Consider the following 19,867-nt stretch of genomic DNA (forward strand, 5'->3'; position numbering starts at 1 on the left):
AGATTGGTTAGAAATTGGCACCATTGTCGGGGCCCAAGGCCTGCGGGGAGAACTGCGGGTGCTGTCGGCTTCGGATTTTCCCCAACGGTTTACCGAACCCGGCCCCCGCTGGTTACAGCGATCGCCCCAATCCCCCCCCGAACCCATCGAACTGCTGCGGGGCCAGGGGATACCGGGGAAAAATATCTACGTTGTCCGGTTGGCGGGGGTGAGCGATCGCACCGCAGCGGAAAATTTGCGGGGGGCAAAATTGTTGGTCAGTGATCAAGAATTACCGGAATTGGCGGAGGATGAATTCCATGTGGCGGAATTGATCGGCTTACAGGTGTTTGATCAGGCCACGGGGGTTTGTATTGGCGAGGTGATTGATCTACGCACCGCCGGGAATGATTTGCTCGAAGTGCAACCCCTCGATCCCGATAAACCCCCGATTCTGATCCCCTTTGTCAAGGCGATTGTGCCGGTGGTGGATTTAGCGGGCGATCGCCTGGAAATTACGCCGCCTCCGGGTCTGATCGAATAACACGATAATGAAGAAACACCTCCGAGGCGATCGCCTCACAGCTTAACAATTCTAACTTTACCCCCGCTGGCAACGCCGCCGCCATCGGGGCCGCCGTTGCCCCCAATAGGAGTGGGCAAAGGGTTAAGCGCAATTCATCCACCCACCCCCCTGCCAGGAGCGAACCCACCAGTACCCCACCCCCCAACACCGCTACTCGCTCCACGCCTTGAGCCTGCCACTGCCTAAAGACCGGCGGCCAGGCGATCGCTGCCCCTGTGGTGATGATCTGCTCAAACTCCCGCCGTCCCTGCCAAGCGATCGCCCCCTGATCCGTCGTCATTAGCCCACGGGGGATCGGTTGTTGGAAAAATCGCCATTGGGGGTCAAATTGAGCGCGGCGGGAACAGACCCATTGTTGGGGCTGGGGGGGCCGCCCCCGTTGACGGCGTTGGGCAATCAGGTGAGGATCACGGACGGAGAGGGTTGTGTGATAAGCCCGCAACGTCGCCGCGCCAAAGAGGACGGCATCCGCTTGGGCCACTTGGGTTTCTAGGTGGGCAAGATCCCTAGGGGAGCCAAACCGGGCGGCAGTGGTGGGGCGATCGCTAATGTTGCCATCAGCGGTGATCGCCAGGACAACGGTGCAATGGGGGCGGTCGAGATTTTCCACAAATGAGTCCTCGGTCAAGGTTTACTCTGGCCAATCCATCAGAGCAGGGCCCTAGGCATCCCTCTATTATGGAGGTGGACAATGCCGCTACCCTAACTCCTTCTTTTCACTACCCTCACAACGTCCCCCGTTGTTTATTCCCTGTGGGTCCTATGCCCAAACTGCCTGCCCCTTACTCTTTCCGCCGCTTACTGTTGTCCCGGCTCTTGTTGCTCACCATTCCTGCCCTGATTTTGGGGGTGGGGTTGACCTATTTCATGACCTATCGCAAGGCCCGCTCTGCATTGCTGGAAACGGTGCGACAAAATCTCACCCAAAGTGCAAGCCGTTACGGGGAAACCATTGATTCTGATATTCGCCGCGTGCAGCAGGATGTGGCGATCGCCACATTAATCCCCCATGTCCCCCCCAATACCCCCGCCACAATCCTCACCCAAGTCGAACAACGGTTAGCGTTTACACCGGACTGTCTCCAGATCCAATCCATCAATGGCGATGACATTCTAGCCAGCACCTGCGGTACGCAAGCCTTGGGCCAAACCCTCTTCCCCCGCTGGGCTGCCGAGGATCCCCACTATCCCCCAGAGATCTTCACCGCTCAGGTGTTTAACTCCCCCCCAACGGCGGACAATCCCCTCTCACTCCAGTTACTCGGGCCGATCTACGATGCTAGCGGCGCATTGCGCTATCGCGTTGCCGTCCAAATGACCTTAAACTACATTCCCATTGCCCCTCTTGATTCCCTCGCTGGCTATCCAGTCATTTTGAATCAAGAGGGAAAAATTTTGATGCACCCGTTGCGCGATCGCCTTGATCGGGAGATTACGGAAGAACCCGATGCCGAACGCCTCGCCAGTCTGCTGGAAAATGCCTTAGATGGCAAAAATACTTATATTCATCTCTTTTCCTTTGGTGGTGATGGCGTGGAATTAATCGCGGGCTACACCGCTATTGCCGCCCCCTTTAGTGCTGACCCCGATGAACGTTGGGTTGTCCTCGCCATTGCTCCCCTGGCGCAAACCCTCACCCCCCTAGGCCACATTCGCCAAACATTGCTGACGTTTTTGCTGACGTTAACGTTGGTGTTGATCACCGCAACAATGACGGCCATTGTTTTAATTGCGCGGGAAATGGCGCGGCCGGTGGAGAAACTCCGGGATGATGTCCTGCGGGAAGAAAAGCTCTACGTTACCGAACGCATTGCCCAAAACTTTCAAATTGCTGAATTTAATCAACTGGCCGGCGCGATTAATAGCATGATCCGCCGCTTGATTAGTTGGGCGGAAGAATTGGAAGGGGCCTGGAAAGAGGCACAATTGGCCAATCAACTGAAAAGCGAATTTCTTTCCACTGTCTCCCATAACCTCCGCACCCCTTTAAATGGGATCATTGGTTCGCTACAAATTCTCATGGATGGCTATTGCGATACCCGTGAGGAGGAACTGGAATTTCTCGATAAAGCCAAGCAATCGACGCTTTATTTAAAACGGATTATTGATGACATTCTCGATCTTTCCCAATTGGAGAAGGGGAAGCTGGATGTGGAGATGGATCGTGTGCCGCTGATGGAGGTGTTAGAGGAGGCGATCGCCTTTCAAGAGCCGGCCCTCCAGGCCAAAAACCTCACGCTCCGGCTCCAGCCTTGGCCGGAGCCGGTGGTGGTTCATGCCGATCGGGATAAACTCCGGCAAGTGTTCCTCAGTATTTTAGATAACGCCATCAAATTCACCCCCAAAGGCGAGATCACCGTAACAACAACTTTGACATTCCATCAACCGGACTTGCCCTTGGCCAATGGTTCCCTCGTCACCCAGGATCTCCGCAGCCCCAGCGGCCAATTGGTAATCATCACGATCCAAGATCCAGGGGTGGGGGTCGCGCCGGAACAGCAGGCGAAACTGTTTCGCCCCTTTGTGTTGGTTCATGCGGCCAGTGGGGCGGGGTTGGGGTTGGCCATTGCCCGCAACCTGATGGATTTAATGGGGGGCGCGATTGAGTTAGCCAGTGCGGGGGTGAATCAAGGGACGACAGTCACCCTTTATCTCGCTTCAGCCCAACGGTCACGAGAGGCGATCGGGGGGTGAACCGGGGCCATCGGCGGCTTTGATCATCTGATAACCGGCATAGACGGCGATCGCCAACACCCCCACCACCACCAAAGAGGTTAACAACTTCAACACGGTATTGAGCAACGACAACACCACAAAGGCCCCAAGGAGGATCATAAACAATTTGCCCAAGGGGGGGAGGGCCTCAAACCATTGTTGCCCTTGGTTGAGAATCAGTTGAAATTGCAGGTTGCCCATGGGGGGCATGGTGGATTTTGGCTCGGTTTTGGCGTTAACCTGACGCTGTTGGGTTTTAAAATCGGGGGAGGTCATGGCTATCTTGGGGTTTTTCCCTATTTTAAAGCAGGGATTCCCGCCTGAGGGGTGACAAGCTGCGCCGAAAAGATTTGGCAGGATGAATTTTTGCCCCCTAAACTAAAATCATGATGTTTTGATTGAGGAGTGTGTGATGTATCGAGTCTCTAGAGTGACGTTAACGGCAATGATGGGAATTATCCTCAGTGCAGGGGGGGCGATCGCCAACCCCATGCCCTTTCCCGAGGGGCCCATGGCTACCCCGGATTTATTGCCCTTTCCCGAACTGGAGCCATCCGCTCCGGCTCCCCTCCCCACTGAACCAGCGGTGATTCCCCATCCCCCAACCCCCACAACCGAAACCGCCCTCGAATCCCAGCCGGCCAAAACCGACAGTAAAATTGAGTTCATGAGTTTGGCAGATGTGACGGGGGATAAATCCGCAACCCTGTTGCTACAACCCTATACAGTCCGGCCAGCGGCCCCCACAACCCCCGCCCCGACCGTTGCCCCAGAAATCGCCCAAGCTCGCAATTTGTTTGTCAATCGCACCTTTAACTATGTGGGAGGGGGCATTAACTTAGGCTTGAGTGGTAATAGTGATTTGGGCGGGACTGCCTGGGCGATCATTTCTAAATTCTCCCTGGGTAGCAGTCTATCCCTGCGCCCCTCGGCGGTGGTGAATAAAAATGCCGCGATTCTCGTACCGCTGACCTATGATTTTTCCCTGCCGGGAGCGGATGCCTTTGAACCGGCAACCATTCGCCCCTACGTCGGGGGTGGAATTATGTTTACCACCGATGACACGGCTTTGAGTGAGGTGAGTAATAATGTCGGGCCGATGATTACCGGCGGTTTAGATCTTCGTTTAGATGATCAATGGGTGTTTAATGCCGGTTTAAATCTCGGTTTGTTGGGGGGCGATGCGGAAGTGGGTGCGGTGATTGGTGTGGGCTATATTTTTGGCCGTTAGTGGGGAGCGGTTATGAGCCGCACCTACACAGCCCGAGGAATTAACCTCAAAAGTGTGCCGATGGGGGAGAGCGATCGCCTCACCACGATCCTTTCTCCCGAACATGGCCTAATTCGTGCCGTCGCACCGGGGGCCCGCAAGCCGAAATCCTCCCTGCGGGGACGGATGGAGCCATTTGTGGTCAATGATTTATTAATTGTGCAGGGGCGATCGCTCCATCGCATCATCCAAGCCGATACCTGCACCTCCTTTCCCTCCCTCGGTCGGGATTTGGCCAAATTGGCGATCGCCCAATATTGGGCGGAGTTGGTGTTAGCGATGGGGGAAAGTGACCATGGCCATGAAACCCTCTACGCCCTCCTCCTTGGGCATCTCACCCAACTGGCCGCCCTCGATCCCCAAGCCCGCCTCGCTGGCCCCGTGGCCCAATTGGTACAGGGCATTGTCCACCTTTGGCAATGGGGCGGTATGGCCCCCCAATGGGATCGTTGCTGCCTGACGGGGGAAGCGATCGCCCCCCCTTTGGAGCAACTGGATCAACCCCGTTGGCGGGTGGGGGTGAGTTTTGAATTGGGGGGGTTGGTGGCTCTGCCTCAGCCGGCCCATCTAGAGCCGGTGCGCCTCAATGCCTATTTACAGGCCGCAGAAACCTACCTGTTGCAACAATTGAGCCAGAATCCAACGGAGTTAGTGGAGCCGCCCCAGTGGGGAGAGGCGATCGCCTGGCGCAGTTTAGAGCGGGTACTGCGTCACTATAGCCAATATCACCTCGGCCAAGGGATTCGTTCCGCAACATTACTTGATACTTTATTTATAGAGGAGTTTTAACACCTCTGAAGACCTTACCCAATTGCCATGCGTATTCTTGATGAGCCAGATTCCGCCTGCCCCCCCTTGGCACCATCGGAACCCGTTGTTGATTCCCCCGCAATTGATCCTTCTCCCCCAACCTTAGAGGAGCACCACGGCCCTGGTTTTGGCCCTGTGCTGCGCAATCGTCGCTTTATTGTCCTGTGGATGGGCCAAATTTTTTCCCAATTGGCGGATAAAATCTATCTGGTTTTAATGATTGCCCTGATTAGCAGTCATTTCCAGGTGGAAGCGGATTCGATTAGCCATTGGGTTTCAGCGGTGATGATTGCCTTTACGATTCCGGCGGTGCTGTTTGGCTCTTTGGCGGGGGTCTATGTGGATCGATGGGTGAAAAAGACGGTGCTGGTGCAGACGAATCTCTGGCGAGGGGCGCTGGTGTTAACTATTCCGCCGTTGCTGTGGTTAACGGGGAATCTCACCCCCTGGTGGCAAGTGCCGGTGGGCTTTATCGCCTTACTGGTGATTACGTTTTTCGTCTCAACGTTGACGCAGTTTTTTGCCCCCGCTGAACAGACGGCGATCCCCTTAATTGTGCCGAAGGGTCAACTCTTACCGGCTAACTCCCTCTATACCACAACGATGATGGTGTTGTTGATTGTGGGGTTTGCGGTGGGGGAGCCGTTGCTGGCCTTTATTGATCAAGGCTTGCGGGGGATTAACCCCAGTTGGAGTTTTGGGCGGGAGATTTTAGTGGGGGGAGCCTATGCGATCGCTGGCTTGATCCTCCTCTGCCTTAAAACCGGCGAAACCGCCGCCTCCCTCAAAATTGAGCGCCCCCATGTATTCCAAGATATTCTCGACGGCATCCAATACCTGCGCCAAAACCATCGGGTGCGCAATGCCATGGTGCAGTTGATTATTCTGTTTTGTGTCTTTGCTGCCCTGGCGGTGTTGGCGGTTCCCCTCACCGCCGGAATTCCGGGCTTAAAACCGGAACAGTTCGGGTTTCTGTTGGCCGCTGGCGGTGTGGGGATGGCCATTGGGGCGTTTATTTTGGGCCATTGGGGGCAACAGTTCCGGCCCCTGTATCTCACGGTGTCGGGGAGGTTAGGGGGGGCGATCGCCCTCTTCAGCCTTGCCCTGTTCAGTAACCACTTAGCCGCCGCCCTCACCAGTACCGCCGCCCTCGGCTTTTTTGCCGCCTTTATCGGTGTACCAATGCAAACCACCATCCAAGCGGAAACCCCCGAAGCGATGCGGGGTAAAGTCTTTGGGCTGCAAAATAATGCCGTGAATATTGCCCTTTCCCTCCCCCTTGCCCTGGCTGGGGTGGCGGAATCCATTTGGGGGCTGTCGGCGGTGCTCAATGCCTTGGCTTTACTGGTTTTAATCGGAGGATTGTTGAGTTGGACGATTTCTCGTAAAGGCGTGTTAACATCAACATCAACAAATGTTACAAAGCGATAGGGAATCGCTCACGCCCCTATCCCCTTCATTTTGTCCAATCCTCTGAATGCATGCACATCGCTTGGCTCGGAAAAAAAACCCCCTTTTGTGGCAATGTCACCTATGGCCGGGAAATTACCAATGCTCTCCTTGATCGAGGGCATCCGGTCAGTTTTCTCCATTTTGCCCCTTCAGAGCCGGGGGAGGTGGAACCCCTGCAACCCTGTGCGGAAGTAACCCTGCCTTTTCTCTACAAATCTCAGGTTTACACGATCCCCACATTACAATCGAGCCGGGTTTTAATGCGATCGCTCCGCCATCTCAACCCCGATGTCGTCCATGCCTCCCTTACCCTCTCGACCCTTGATTTCCGCCTGCCAGAAATTTGCGCCGATCTGAATATCCCCCTTGTTGCCACATTTCATCCCCCCTTTGATAGCAAGCTCCGTAACCTCAAATCCAGCACCCAATTCCTCACCTATCAGGTCTATGCCCCCTGTTTAAGCAACTACGATCGCGTCATTGTTTTTGCCCATCTCCAAAAGGATTTACTTGTGCGTTTAGGGGTTCCTGAAGAGCGCGTCAGTATCATTCCCAATGGTGTAGATGTGGAGAAATATTCCCCCGGTTTATCTTCAGTAAAAACCCAACTGCAAACTGACCGCCTTTACGTTTATATGGGCCGCATTGCCCCGGAAAAAAATGTCGAGGCGATGCTCAAAGCCTGGAAACACACGGAAATGGGCAATCATAGCAAGCTGTTAATTGTGGGGGATGGCCCCTTAGCCAGCAGTCTTCAGCAACTCTACGGCCCCCAAGATGGCATTATCTGGCATGGTTACGAAGCAAACGAACAAAAGCGCATTGATATTCTCCGCGCTGCCGATGTGTTTATTCTCCCGTCCCTCGTTGAAGGGTTATCCCTCGCCCTCCTAGAGGCGATGGCCTGCGGTGTGGCCTGTATTGCCACCGATGCCGGAGCCGATGGGGAAGTGCTCAATGAAGGGGCGGGTCTGGTGATGGATACCAGCGATGTCACTGCTCAGTTGAAAACATTGTTACCCATCTGTCGCGATCAACCGGAATTGACCAAACTGTTGGGGCAAAAAGCTCGTAAACGGGTCTTGGAGCGCTATACCCTCGGCCACAATATCACTCGCCTAGAATGTTTGTATCAAGATGTGGTGGGTATCCCCACGGTGGAATACAACTACAGTCGTTGGGCTTCCTATTGATGCCCTTCGTCGGCCATCAATTGCAGGAGTAATGCTGCCAATTGGCCCAACTCATCTTCCCTGGCGGCGGCTAGTTCTAAAACACCGGGATCAATGGGGTCGCCGGGATTTTCAATGGCAGCGGCTACATGGGCGGCGATCGCATAAATTTCCGCTAAGGTTGCCTCGGTTTGCTGCTGATTTCGCTCTAGGGCATCGATCACCTGGTTATAGCGGGTGGCAATGTGTCCCGCTTCGGTGAAGGGTTCGACGGGAACCCGCTGGCTGAGGTCAAAGGTGCGGGCTTGGTAGTCCATGATCTCAAAGAGATCATAGGTTTCGGTTTTCGCCTGATGTTCAGTGATGTTCAGCCCCAAGGCCTCCGCTTCGGCAGTTACCCTGAGGGGCCATAGGGTATCGATGACTTTAAACAATCCCCAGGTGAAACCAAAGCACCAAAGGAAGCAACAACCCACGCCTAAGAGTTGAACAGCGATCTGGGCCCATCGCCCCCCGGCTAAGAGCGATTCGCTATCACCAAACAGGCCCACCGCCATCGTACCCCAGAGGCCTGCCCCGCCATGGACGGCGATCGCATCCACCGCATCATCGATCTGCCACTCCACCAACAGCCAAGACACCCAGAGCATGATCCCCGCCCCTGTCGCTCCAATTACCATGGCTAAGGGGGTGCTGACCATGTGGCAACTGGCGGTAATGGCCACCAATCCAGCAATGGAACTATTGAGCACACCATCCACATGGACATAATGATGCTGAAGGCGGGTGAGGAGGATGCCCGTGAGCATGGCCGCCACACCGGCCATGGTGGTGTTGAGGATGATCCCCGGTACACGATCATCGAGGCCCAAGGTGCTGCCGCCATTAAAGCCAATCCAACCAAACCAGAGCAGGAACCCCCCCAATACTGAAAACGGCAGGTTAGAGCCTTGGATTTTCACGGCTTTACCCTGCTCAAAGCGGCCATGGCGGGCCCCAACAATCAATAATGTCGCAGCACTGACCCAGGCCCCCACACTATGAACCACCGTCGAACCGGCAAAGTCAATAAACCCCAAGCCCCGCAACCATCCCCCCTCATTCCAAGCCCAATGGCCAAAGAGGGGATAAATTACCCCCGATACCCAAGCCGCAATCAGGAGATAGGCCAAAAATCGCACCCGCTCCGCTAGGGCCCCGGAAATAATCGTTGTGGCAGTGCCACAGAACATCGCTTGAAACAGGAACATTAAGGCGAGGTAGGGGGCATCGGCATCGGGGCCAAAGCCATCGGTTCCCCACCAACCACCCTGCGATCGCCCAAACATCAGGGCATAGCCAAACCCCCAAAATAGTGCCACTGACAGACCGAAGTCTGCCATATTTTTCACGGCAACATTAATACTGTTTTTCGAGCGGGTCAGGCCGGATTCCAAGCACATAAACCCAGCCTGCATGAGAAAGACCAAACCTGTACAGAGTAATAACCAAAGGGTATCAATCATTGATTGAGCATAAGCTTGTCAACGGTCAAGCCCAGAAAAAAAGGAGAGAATCTTTTATTTTACGGTGAAAGTTAATCGAGAAACCGTGTTCTATCGCACTAGACAGAATTATGATCCCAGTCAAGTCGATGCCCTCAAGGGTCAGCTTACGGATTCGGTGGCCAACTTAGAAGCGAATGTCAAGCAGCAGGCAGATACGGCACTGAAGCAGCGGCGGATGGCGTTGCTGAAAAATTCCATTAAGTGGAATATCGCGGCATTGGTGTCGAGTTTGCTCTTCCTCTCGGTGTGGCAATTGACCGCTTGGGCGCGGCGTTAGGGCGTAGTCGTTTCGACTTGGCGCATACTCGTACATTCATCGGCGGAGCGGCCCAATTGCAAGCCGCCGATGAGGGTTCCCACCCGAACGCAGCGCAATCGGCTTTCCATCGGCGTAGGTGTGGCGCTATCGCGTCTCGCGGGCATGGAAACGAACACCATTAATTCAGCCTCAGGTTCATCGCCCGCCAGCATCCCATTATGATCAAACGTGATGCGGTGGGGGGGGAGTTTATTGGCCGTGTTGCTCCAAAAGGCGTTATTGTCGGCTCTACTGGCAATGATGTTAACAGCGGGGCTAGCGGGGGTAGTGGCGGAAAGATCGCCTGTGCCGATAGGATTGCGGTCATTTTCCCCAGCAAGATTGCTCATCAGCAGAACTTCACCGGAATTTACGCCGGTCACTCGTCCCTGTTCCCAGATGCTATCTAAACGGTTTTTTACTTCAGTCGTTAAGGTTTCATCGCCGCTGATCATGGGGAAGACGGCAACTTGGGGAACGCCGTTGATGACGCGGAAGGCGACGGTTTGGGGGACTTTTTTGGCTTGGGCATCGTTACGGGCTTTCTCAATGGCGGAAATGACTGCGCTGTTGGTGGCGTTGATGCGCTGTTGTGTCACCCAGGTGATCCAGGTGGGGCCAGCGATCCCGGCCAGAATACCGATGATGATCACGACCACCAAGACCTCAACCAGGGTGAATCCTGCTGCGGGAAGATTGTGATGGGTTTTGGGGGTGGGGGATATCATAGCGAGCCTAATAAGGTTGGGTTGATGGTTAGCGGGCCAGTGTTATTGATTAATTGCCCCTTCTGCGTTCACTTCAATGGAGATAGTCGGGAAAAAGGCTTGAATATTGGGGCTAGTGCTGAATTGCGGGGGATTATTGCGCCCTTGAATCCGGGCGAGGGCATTACCCCGTAGATAGATTTTGGCTATGCCCTGTTGAGCATTGATGCAGCTATAGAAGCTATAGGTTTGGAATTGGGCCGGGGTTGCATTGCCTATGGCAACAGGGTTTTGATATGTGCCGTAGTAGGGGGATTGAATCCAACCTGTATGGGGATCGGGTGTTACAGGACTGGAGCAGAGGGGGGTTGGGATATTAGTGGTTAGAGTGGTGTGATCAATGTAGTCCACTAAAATTTGCATAGAGTTTCGTCCAAATGGTTCTGGTGAAATTTGGCGTGTTGAAAGATTTTTTTTGCCTTGTTTCCATTGATTCATACTCAATCGAATGCTTTCATTAAGTCCTAAATTAAATGGTGCAAATCCTGCATCACGCTTATTACCATCAGAAACAAAAGCTTGAGTATTTCTAATATCTTCGAGATAGTTTTCGCCAAGCTTGACACCATCAGAAATTTGGAATCTACCAATACGGGCTGTATTTGACCAAACATTGTTGTTGTTTTGATTCACTATTAGATAGTAAACAACTAGAGAGTAAACAAAAGTATCATCACAAACTTGCTCATGATTAGTACTCGGACTATTGCAGTTTATTGTGCTATTTAAAGGAACAGCTTGATGAACTGGTCGCCTTGTCCAGAAAGCTAAAACTGGAATACATGTAGCCGTGTTGTTACACCCGCTAACAGGCTGAATAGGAGGTATTTGATCCCGGATACCTGAAATATTTGCATCAATAGCATTGTGATTTCTGGTCAGGGCAACGGCATCATAAACATAGATGGCCCGTTCGAGGTCACGGGCGATAAAGTCAGCGGCGGATTGGAGTTCTTGCTCGGAGGTAGATTTTGCTTGTTCGCGGCGATCAGTGTTGATCAGGTTGATGGCGAGGGCCATCAGGGGTGTCATCACCAACACAGCAATGATCATGGCAACCAATAATTCAATTAACGTGAAACCTTGGTGAGTTTGACGCTGTTTAAACCGAGCAATGAGCAAAAATCGTAGTAGTCGAGCCATAGTTCTCCAAGGACTTTATCTTAATTACAATCGCCGGATTGGGTTCGGTTAATCCGTCTACAAAGATCTGTAAGGGTTGTACCTTCTCCTTTAGCTTGGACAACTTCTGTTGTCATTTCAACAATGGGCAGTGCACGGCTACCTATACCGGAGGTGACTGTTCTAGCTTGACTATTAGCACGACCCGCAGTACCACTTTTTTGTAAGGTAATGTTTTGACCAAAGGAGTTAGCACGATAAACACGAATACCTAACTGATAACCGGCATTAGGACGTTCTAGAGATTTATTTTTGATTTCATTATTTTCAGTTTTGAGAGGAAAGGATGGCTCCATTGTGCCGCTAGCGGGGGGAGCTTGTAAACCAAAGGCTTGAATCACCAAATCCTTTTGACTATTAGCATTACACCCGGCAATATCATCAATATCAACGCAATAGAGAGCAAATTTCTCATTGTCTACAGGGGCGGTGCAATAGGCATTTCCGGTAGGACAGTTTAATGTAGCACTGGGAGGGGGATCAACATCCCCAACCTTAAGTGCAACGGGATTATTATCACTGTAGGCAATAGGGGGGTGGGGAATAGTTCCGCTTTGCACACCGCTGAGATAGCCTCTTGCCGATTGAATGCCAATTTCAACGCGGCGGGATTGGATGCGGGTGGCGGTGGAGAAGGCGATGATTGGCCCGATGCCCACCAAGACGATCGCAATCAGCAGGACGGCCAGGAGGGATTCAATGATGGTGAATCCACCTTCTGAGTTATACCGCTTTATTTTGAGCAATAGGTAAGGCAACATGGCTTTAGGTTTTACTTAGGGGTTAAATGTACAGGAAGGAAGCTGATCACTATTGATAGCCCGGTTAGTAGTGACGTTTCCATTTCGATCAATTTGTTTTGCACAGAGCAAAGCTTGAATCCATCTGTCATTACGGCTGACTTCACGGAAGTATTCATTAGGTTCAGCAGTCGGTGGGCCAGCAAACTGCTGTGAAAACAAGTCTGGGCTTTGGTCAAGTATCCCTACGTCAAAACCCCATTGGCGACCACTAGGTTCGTAGTACTGGGCGCGTCCCTCTAAACCAAAGTATTGATGGCGATACCCGTAAAGCCTTGTGTTAGCAAGTCCGAAACCAGAATAACCTTCAAAGATGGAGTGAAAGGGTGCTGTTGCATAAGCACTTTTTTTGAGTTGAATAAGAGAGCCTTGAATGCCCAGAGTTTGGATGTCAAGATTGGGATTCCAGTTTTCTAAGAGACGAGGTAGGTTTGTAATACCACCATTGGCTTCTTTGAATCGGACAGGAACATCCCCTGTTGCCATAACCATATTGTAGGAAATGGTTTTATTGGGATAATTTCGGCCAATCTGAGGCAACCAATTAGTGGACGTATAAGGCTGTTGAGGATTAAATCGGTTTGGCTCTAAGTCTGTCGTAACAGAATTTAGTTGTAGAACCGGAATGACATAAGGATTTCTTGTTTCATGCGATGTTGTTTGAATCCCACGAATTGCTAGAGGGTTATTTGCGTTAAACCGATAGCTAGCACCCGGAGTGGAAGGATTACCATTTTGATCAGTTGCAGGGGCATACCACAGTGCATTGTCCTTGGGTTCTAGGTTAGCTCGCACTGTGTCAAATTTCTGGCATTTAAACACAGTCTCCTCGCCTGCATCATCGGTATCACCATCTAGATTGAGATCATACTTAAATGTCACCTCATCATTCTCATAGGCGTAACACGTTAGATTACCACTTTTGTCAATGACCAATGGGATTGGCTTTCTTGTTGAACTGCGAATAAACTGACGGCCATCTGGCATTAAACCGGTTTGATTACCAGTCGGGTTACGAATTTGTGCAGTTTTGCGGAGAAAAGCAATCCGACGAGGAAAGTGCTGCAAAGTACCGGAAGGTGCTTTTACCGTTGTGCCAGATTCTAGTCGGGTGCTAGGTTGACCAATGATGTTGGAAGCTAGAGTTCCAGCGGTGTCAATGACCCAATCAGTTTCTTTGCAGTGGGAAACAGGAAGCTTCATGCAAGTTTCCATAACATACTCATAGTTCCTGAATCGACGTTGAACAGGTGTCACAAAGTTGTTGAAATAACTGCTATTCAGCACAGGAGCAGTAGATAGTTCAGTGGAATAGTTCGTGTCCTTCAGGTTTAACCCCTCTGATACAAAAACATCAGAACCTTGGTCACTAGATAACCCATTGACTGCAAAGTCATTATCAGTTGGGAAACCATTGTCGGTACGAAGTTGACGAATATTGATTGGGTAATTCGTGTCATTTAATCCATACTCAATACGGATTTGACCCGTTGGCATGATCAGCGGTTTTTCTAGGTTTTTGACTTTGTTGACATCCGCATCAGTAACAAATGTATCACTAAACAATAGTGATGTTCCGTTACCGGAAACTGGCACTGTAGGATTACGAAATAATGTGTCAGTTTGGTTATTGCGGATATCATAATCACCTTCATTGCGGAACCCAAACCGGAAACGGTCGGAAAGTAATGTTGAAGCATCACTAACAATATTAGTGGGTCGCCATAAGTCACCAGTAGTACAATTGGGCCAGTAAGGATTTGTTACACCAGGTGGGCTTTTCCGGCAAGCAAATCCTGTAGTATTCAATGTTGCACGACTGTAGAAATTACTCCAGTTTCCAGCAAGTGCTTCAATAAACTCTTGGTTATCATGGATGTTAAACCCAGGTGCAACACCTGTTTCTACTGTTGATGCTTGAATGTAAACGGGTAGGTTGCTAACTAAGGTTAGCCCTTTTTCTGCATCATTTTCGAGATTACTTGCCTCACGATTTAGGCGTTGCCCATTCCGTAAAAGGATGGCATTGGGGCGACGAGTTGGATCTAGCCAATAATCAGAGGCACTGATACGATCAACAGGCTGTTGATTAAATGGTTCATTATTGACCAAATTTAGTACTGAATCGCCTGTTGCTGTCGGTGCTCCAGGAATATCACTGGCATCTGGCAAGGCATCATCTCGCGTTGAATAAATAATTCCACTCACGGGAAACATATACTCTGGTACAGGATACTCTTCTTGCGTGGCATTGGGAATTTTATTCGGATTAATCGGCTGCTCACGTAGTTTCTTGAAATCGATCACCGTAGCCCGGATTTCCATCGGGAGACGATTTTCTGGCTCAAGGTCATATTGAGGCATACCACTTTTCCAACCACTCTGACCCTTATCCGACTGTTGTCGAGTGTATGAATTATCGTAACCTGCATCACCGCTACGCTTGGGCTGCTCTGTACTTTTAATCTGCCTTGCATCTAAAAAAGAAACCTCTTGAATTGTGCCATGAGCTAGATTAAACCCACTTCGAGGTTGAGTAGATACAGTTAATGCTCCTTCAAGGATTTGTAAACCACATAAAGTGGTATCAATTGCACTACGCTCTGCAAGGGTGAGCTTGTCATTCCCTTTGCTTGCCAAAGTTGCTAAGGCTTGTTTGAGCATGGGATTTACAGGCCGACCATTTGGATAAACTAAGTTTGACTGGTATACCAAACGAGCATCATTAGCAGAGTCATAAGAGTCTTTGCTTGGTGCATAGACAATGCCATTGTTGGAAAAACCATTACCACTTAATGGCTTACCGTTACCCACCTCACCACTGATTGGCTCTAGTCCATTCCAGTTACGCGATGTTTTCCAATCGGTTGGATCGTAAAAACTGCTCACACAGGCAACAGGCCTTTGTCCGCGATTATCATTATCCGGGTAACGATAATGATAAACAGCAGTAGCACGCATTTTTAAATAAGGTCGTTTTGGAGCGGCTTTTCCGGTTGCTGTTTCATCATCAATATAAACAGGGCTACCTGCTTCATACCGTTCAACAATACGCTTACGGTAGGGATGGGTGTTGAGAATCGTTGCAACCGCCGAATTTTTTGGATCGGGAGGTTGAGGCATCCAGTCCGGCCAAACAATATACTCCGCCGAAGCTGGTGGATTCCCTGCTGAGTCAGCATTTGCCGGTAAATAGATACCTGCACCGGTAATGACTCGTAAACCACCCGTTGGCTCATTTTGTCGCTCTGGCGCACGAGCAGCGTTCTCTTCCCAGAATCCATCACGCTCTGTTGCACCCAAATCATCTAGACGGGTTACACGGGTGAGTCGATACCGTTCACCTTCTGAGGGATTTTCTCCGCCGTTCGGACGTTTCCACCAAGATCGACCATTTAAACCAAGTATGTTTTGTGTTTTATCAGTGGCAAAAGCTTGGGTTGTCGTATCCCACCAAACAGCCGGTAAATTGTTGCCGACAAGGATGCGATCACCTACAAACTCCTCCTTCTCAGCATCCATGGTTTCTGGGTTAGCTTGAGGCAGTCTGTCCGGGTTGTACTGTAGTCCTGTAGCGTTTGGTAAAATCCAGGCATCAATAGGTCGGAGATTATCAGTTCTTGCATCTTGCAAACCTGCTCCGCTAATTGCGCTGTCAATTGACGCAGTAAATGCTACTTCTGATGCAGGTACACGACGGGTACGATTGCGGAACCATAAATCTAAGGCTTCTGCACGAAGTTTTTCCGGGGCAACGTTTGAACCGCCTTGAATGCGTTCGGCAATCCTTTCACGCACGGGTTCAGGGTCTTTATCTGCTGGTTCAGCAATGGCCAAATCCACTAATTTTGCAATTCGAGCCTCATAAGCTCTGTTGTTGTAGGCTAATCGCGTTGAATCGTCACTGACTGACTTATTGGTAGTATTTATGCCATTAGCATTTGCTGCAATCTTAGGATCTGTTTCTCGTCCTTGAAAAAGATCAACTCTTACACCGCCGCTTGTATTTTGGTTATCATGAATACGTCCCATGCCAACGTTTCCACCAACCACGATTTTAGAGTTTTCAGCATCATAAAAACAAGACTTAGGGCTACTGACTTGATAAAACCGCAGAGACTGATTTGTCCCTTGAGAGGCAACGAAGTTACCGTTAGCCAAAATTCGACCACTCAAGAAAAAATCTGTACCTGATGATAGGTCTAAGTCATCTGAAGATACGATAGCATTATTGTTCAAAGGAATCCTAGCTTGGTCTTGTTGATATTCAAGAGCCGTAAAACCACGATTTCCTTTGAACGTTTCATAGTTGCCAATTTGGTTATAAGGTGCTTGGTTATACCCTGCTAATAAACCAGCTTGAGCAATGCTTGTGATGGGGACATTAACCACATAACTAAAAAAGGCTTTTTTCAGCAACCCATCAACAGAACTCCATTCGTCTTGTCCTGATGGCCCCCCACGTTCACATTGAGGATTAAGAGCAGCAGCTTCTAGGGCTTGTGGTTCAGTTCTTGCTTCAAACGGAACACGTGCACGTTGCTCAGTGGTTGGCTTGCGGTAAAGAATGCCGTAAAGCGTGAATGTATCATAGAGACCATTATTGTCTGTATCTACTGGAAACCGCCAAGCTGTTTGGACGGCTTCTTCTGGACGTTGAATTCCCCCAGTACCATTTGATTCAAAAGCGATTTCTACCCGAACCTCATCATCCAGGGTATAACGAGCTTTTTCCAGCACCCGCGTTAATGCTGCATCTCTAGGTGTTCCCCTCGGTAAGGTTTCATCATTGAAGAGATCCTCAATTTTTATCCTGGCTCGATCCAAGGCCGGAGCCGCCGCATTGAGCGCTACCTGGCTCACTCGGAAATTACTTGCATTCTTCGCCCGATCCATCGATCGCAGCACCAACGTCGCGCTCGTCAGCACCACCACCAAAATCACCATTGTCACCGTCGGCAACACAAAACCCCCCTGAGGGTTCCGCCCCGCCATCGTCAGGATGATGCCCCGTATCCCCCGCAAGACCCGTCCAGGGAAGCGACTAAGCTCTTGCCAGAGAATATCAAAGCTTTTAAGGAGTCGTTCAAAGATCGACATAGCTACATTCCTGAATTCGTAAACGCGCAAGCAACGGTGCAACCCCCTAAAGAGGCGATCGCACCCTCAGAGAAATTGACAGTTGGTGTAAGGCCTCAACAGCAGCCAGAGCGATTCCAGACAGGAACTCAAAAATCTCCAAAAACGTTAGAAAACTTTGCGCTGAGGGGAAAACGTTCCCAATCGCCAATGCTGCATTGGGAGACAATTGCCCCCCGTCCCACCCGGACTAACCCAAGGCTAACATACCCCAATCCCCCCCCAATCCCATCATCCCACCCCCCGAAAAATTCCCACACCATCCCCCCGCCAGTGATACAATACAGGCACATTTAACATTCAATTAAGAATTGCGGGAGAAACAACCATGGATTTTGATTGGCGGCTTGTCGTAGTGCTCGGTCCCCTGTTCATCGCCGCAGGCTGGGCCGGCTTCAACATCTTTGCGGCAGCATTGGGTCAAGTTCAAGGCTTCTTCAATAAGAACTAAAAAAAGGAACGGCGTTATACCGCTCCCCCCACCCCCCGGTAACGGGGGGTTTGGTTTGAGAAAAGAGGATAGAGAAGAGAGGAAGCTCAACCTCACTTCCCACTCCTCACTCCATCACCGTCGGATTCACCCGCTCCAACTTCGCCCCCAAACCCCGTAACTTCGCCTCCAAATTGTCATAACCCCGATCCAAATGGTGTAAACCCTTCACCACCGTCTCCCCTTGGGCCGCCAGCCCCGCCAACACCAACGCCGCCGAAGCCCGCAAATCCGTTGCCATCACTGGCGCACCCGATAAAAACGGTACACCCTGAATAATCGCATTGTGGCCCTTGAGGCGAATATCCGCCCCCATCCGCACCAACTCCGCCACATGGCGCAACCGATTTTCAAACACCGTCTCCGTAATCACACTGTTCCCCTCACTCAACGTCATCAACGCCATAAATTGCGCCTGCATATCCGTTGGGAACCCCGGATAGGGCAACGTCTCAATATCCGTGGCAACCCGCCGGTTGGGGATAATCCGCAGCGAATTCACCGTATCCTGCACCACATCAGAACCCATATCCCGCAACTTGGCAATCACGGGGGAGAGGTGATCGGGAATGACTGGGGAAAGGGAAATTTCCGATTGGGTAATCGCCCCCGCTACCAAAAACGTTCCTGCTTCGATGCGATCGGGAATAATGCTGTAGTCCACCGCATGGAGCCGAGGCACACCGCTAATCGTGATCGTATTCGTCCCCGCACCGCGAATCCTCGCCCCCATGGCTCGGCAGAAATTCGCCAAATCCGACACCTCCGGCTCCTGAGCCGCATTCTCGATCGTCGTCTCCCCTTCCGCCAACGTTGCTGCCATAATCAGCGTTTCCGTCGCCCCCACACTGGGATAATCCAGATAAATCTTGCCCCCCTTCAACTTGCCCCCTGGCACATCGGCATGGACAATGCCATGCTCAATGCGCACCTGGGCCCCCAGCGTCTGTAAGCCCCGCACATGAAGATCCACCGGCCGCGCCCCGATCGCACAACCCCCCGGTAAAGGAACCCGCGCCGTCCCCAACCGCGCCACCAACGAACCAATAATAAAAAAGCTCGCCCGCAACTTCGAGACGAGATCATAGGGAGCTTTTGAAGTGGTGAGGTGGTGGGTGTCGAGGTCAAGTACACCATTTTGATAATTGACCCCAATGCCCAAAGCCTCCAAAACCTGATTCATCCGTGCAATATCTGTGAGATTGGGGACATTGCGGAGCCGACAATGGTCAGGACAGAGGAGGGCGGCGGCCATAATCGCTAGGACAGAGTTTTTGGCCCCGCTGATCTGCACATGGCCCGCAAGGGGTTGCCCGCCCCAAATATGGAGCGTTGGGCCATCATCAAGAGCTTCAGGATTTTGGGTGGGGATGGCTAGATCTGGGCTTACGGATGTTTTTTCCACGATCACAAGGGTTAGGGTTAAATTAACGAGTTTGAACTGATTTTTGGTTTAAATTCTACAGCAAAGCCGAAAAAAGTCTAGGGCAAGGTTTTCTTTGTCAAGGATTTGTAAACTACAATTCCTAAATTTTGACACTCCCCGCGCTAAAGCGACGGGGATTCTTCACTCAACGAGCCAACTTGCTCAGACAGGATGACTCCAGCCAAAGTAGAGGTCGATTCTCCTGAAGCGTTGCTTGCGTCTCGCGCAAAAGTT

At 51.2% G+C, this 19,867-nt stretch carries 15 protein-coding genes and 1 pseudogene; 8 read left to right on the forward strand and 8 right to left on the reverse strand.

Annotated elements, in window-relative coordinates:
- The coding region (gene rimM, locus VB712_RS07530; protein WP_323253726.1) for a ribosome maturation factor RimM at positions 1-523 on the forward strand (523 nt) is incomplete at its 5' end.
- Here rimM and VB712_RS07535 read toward each other — a convergent pair.
- Entirely contained in the window at positions 495-1,193 is a 699-nt protein-coding gene (locus VB712_RS07535; protein ID WP_323253728.1) for a RibD family protein, read from the reverse strand. The genes rimM and VB712_RS07535 overlap by 29 nt on opposite strands.
- Positions 1,194-1,327: 134 nt before the next feature.
- Here VB712_RS07535 and VB712_RS07540 point away from each other — a divergent pair, with 134 nt between their 5' ends.
- Positions 1,328-3,259 (forward strand): ATP-binding protein, encoded by a 1,932-nt coding sequence (locus tag VB712_RS07540; protein WP_323253729.1) that lies wholly within the window; start codon positions 1,328-1,330, stop codon positions 3,257-3,259.
- Here the strand turns inward: VB712_RS07540 and VB712_RS07545 are convergent.
- A complete protein-coding gene (locus VB712_RS07545) occupies positions 3,236-3,556 on the reverse strand; it encodes a hypothetical protein (protein ID WP_323253730.1) in 321 nt (106 codons plus the stop codon). The two genes, VB712_RS07540 and VB712_RS07545, sit on opposite strands and share 24 nt — an antisense overlap.
- Positions 3,557-3,692: 136 nt before the next feature.
- Here VB712_RS07545 and VB712_RS07550 point away from each other — a divergent pair, with 136 nt between their 5' ends.
- From VB712_RS07550 to VB712_RS07565, 4 genes are read left to right on the forward strand one after another with little or no spacing between them, the layout of a single operon-like run.
- Positions 3,693-4,511, forward strand: coding sequence for a hypothetical protein (locus tag VB712_RS07550; protein ID WP_323253732.1), 819 nt, complete (start codon positions 3,693-3,695; stop codon positions 4,509-4,511).
- A 12-nt stretch (positions 4,512-4,523) separates the two neighbouring features.
- Complete coding sequence (gene recO / locus VB712_RS07555) at positions 4,524-5,339, forward strand: DNA repair protein RecO (RefSeq protein ID WP_323253734.1); 816 nt, start codon at positions 4,524-4,526, stop codon at positions 5,337-5,339.
- 27 nt (positions 5,340-5,366) lie between these two features.
- Positions 5,367-6,791 carry an MFS transporter gene (locus tag VB712_RS07560; RefSeq protein WP_323253736.1) on the forward strand — a complete coding sequence of 475 codons (1,425 nt, stop codon included), beginning with the start codon at positions 5,367-5,369 and terminating at the stop codon, positions 6,789-6,791.
- 50 nt (positions 6,792-6,841) lie between these two features.
- The gene (locus tag VB712_RS07565) at positions 6,842-8,005 is read left to right on the forward strand and encodes a glycosyltransferase family 4 protein (RefSeq protein ID WP_323253738.1); all 1,164 of its coding nucleotides are present in this window, start codon (positions 6,842-6,844) and stop codon (positions 8,003-8,005) included.
- Positions 8,006-8,022: 17 nt separating this feature from the next.
- Here the strand turns inward: VB712_RS07565 and VB712_RS07570 are convergent.
- Positions 8,023-9,489, reverse strand: a pseudogene (locus tag VB712_RS07570) (ammonium transporter); the annotation flags it as partial.
- 85 nt (positions 9,490-9,574) lie between these two features.
- Between VB712_RS07570 and VB712_RS07575 the strand changes: the two are divergent.
- Entirely contained in the window at positions 9,575-9,808 is a 234-nt protein-coding gene (locus VB712_RS07575; RefSeq protein WP_323253741.1) for a hypothetical protein, read from the forward strand.
- On the opposite strand, the gene VB712_RS07580 is transcribed toward VB712_RS07575, so the two are convergent.
- Genes VB712_RS07580 through hpsA form a run of 4 tightly spaced genes read right to left on the reverse strand, consistent with a single transcriptional unit; the run spans position 9,805 to position 17,678 of the window.
- Entirely contained in the window at positions 9,805-10,557 is a 753-nt protein-coding gene (locus VB712_RS07580; protein ID WP_323253743.1) for a prepilin-type N-terminal cleavage/methylation domain-containing protein, read from the reverse strand. The genes VB712_RS07575 and VB712_RS07580 overlap by 4 nt on opposite strands.
- Before the next feature lie 42 nt (positions 10,558-10,599).
- Complete coding sequence (hpsC, locus tag VB712_RS07585; protein ID WP_323253745.1) at positions 10,600-11,739, reverse strand: hormogonium polysaccharide secretion pseudopilin HpsC; 1,140 nt, start codon at positions 11,737-11,739, stop codon at positions 10,600-10,602.
- Positions 11,740-11,759: 20 nt separating this feature from the next.
- Positions 11,760-12,539: a hormogonium polysaccharide secretion pseudopilin HpsB gene (gene hpsB, locus VB712_RS07590; protein ID WP_323253747.1), complete on the reverse strand. Its 780-nt coding sequence runs from the start codon at positions 12,537-12,539 to the stop codon at positions 11,760-11,762.
- 15 nt (positions 12,540-12,554) lie between these two features.
- Positions 12,555-17,678, reverse strand: a complete 5,124-nt coding sequence (gene hpsA, locus VB712_RS07595; protein WP_323253749.1) for a hormogonium polysaccharide biosynthesis protein HpsA — start codon at positions 17,676-17,678, stop codon at positions 12,555-12,557.
- Positions 17,679-18,045: 367 nt separating this feature from the next.
- Here hpsA and VB712_RS07600 point away from each other — a divergent pair, with 367 nt between their 5' ends.
- Entirely contained in the window at positions 18,046-18,168 is a 123-nt protein-coding gene (locus VB712_RS07600) for a photosystem II protein Y (protein WP_323253751.1), read from the forward strand.
- A 106-nt stretch (positions 18,169-18,274) separates the two neighbouring features.
- Here the strand turns inward: VB712_RS07600 and murA are convergent, their stop codons facing one another.
- Entirely contained in the window at positions 18,275-19,579 is a 1,305-nt protein-coding gene (gene murA, locus VB712_RS07605) for a UDP-N-acetylglucosamine 1-carboxyvinyltransferase (protein ID WP_416236286.1), read from the reverse strand.
- Between the last annotated feature and the right edge of the window lie 288 nt (positions 19,580-19,867).

Origin of the sequence: Spirulina sp. CCNP1310, from assembly GCF_034932185.1 — a bacterium.
Lineage (GTDB): Bacteria > Cyanobacteriota > Cyanobacteriia > Cyanobacteriales > Spirulinaceae > Spirulina.

What these genes read in the sequence shown, in the direction of transcription:
- VB712_RS07560 (WP_323253736.1), top strand. Translation starts at nt 5,367, where the DNA reads ATGCGTATTCTTGATGAGCCAGATTCCGCCTGCCCCCCCTTGGCACCA.
- hpsC (WP_323253745.1), bottom strand. Translation starts at nt 11,739, where the DNA reads ATGGCTCGACTACTACGATTTTTGCTCATTGCTCGGTTTAAACAGCGT.
- VB712_RS07565 (WP_323253738.1), top strand. Translation starts at nt 6,842, where the DNA reads ATGCACATCGCTTGGCTCGGAAAAAAAACCCCCTTTTGTGGCAATGTC.
- hpsA (WP_323253749.1), bottom strand. Translation starts at nt 17,678, where the DNA reads ATGTCGATCTTTGAACGACTCCTTAAAAGCTTTGATATTCTCTGGCAA.
- VB712_RS07550 (WP_323253732.1), top strand. Translation starts at nt 3,693, where the DNA reads ATGTATCGAGTCTCTAGAGTGACGTTAACGGCAATGATGGGAATTATC.
- VB712_RS07545 (WP_323253730.1), bottom strand. Translation starts at nt 3,556, where the DNA reads ATGACCTCCCCCGATTTTAAAACCCAACAGCGTCAGGTTAACGCCAAA.
- VB712_RS07540 (WP_323253729.1), top strand. Translation starts at nt 1,328, where the DNA reads ATGCCCAAACTGCCTGCCCCTTACTCTTTCCGCCGCTTACTGTTGTCC.
- hpsB (WP_323253747.1), bottom strand. Translation starts at nt 12,539, where the DNA reads ATGTTGCCTTACCTATTGCTCAAAATAAAGCGGTATAACTCAGAAGGT.
- VB712_RS07580 (WP_323253743.1), bottom strand. Translation starts at nt 10,557, where the DNA reads ATGATATCCCCCACCCCCAAAACCCATCACAATCTTCCCGCAGCAGGA.
- recO (WP_323253734.1), top strand. Translation starts at nt 4,524, where the DNA reads ATGAGCCGCACCTACACAGCCCGAGGAATTAACCTCAAAAGTGTGCCG.
- VB712_RS07600 (WP_323253751.1), top strand. Translation starts at nt 18,046, where the DNA reads ATGGATTTTGATTGGCGGCTTGTCGTAGTGCTCGGTCCCCTGTTCATC.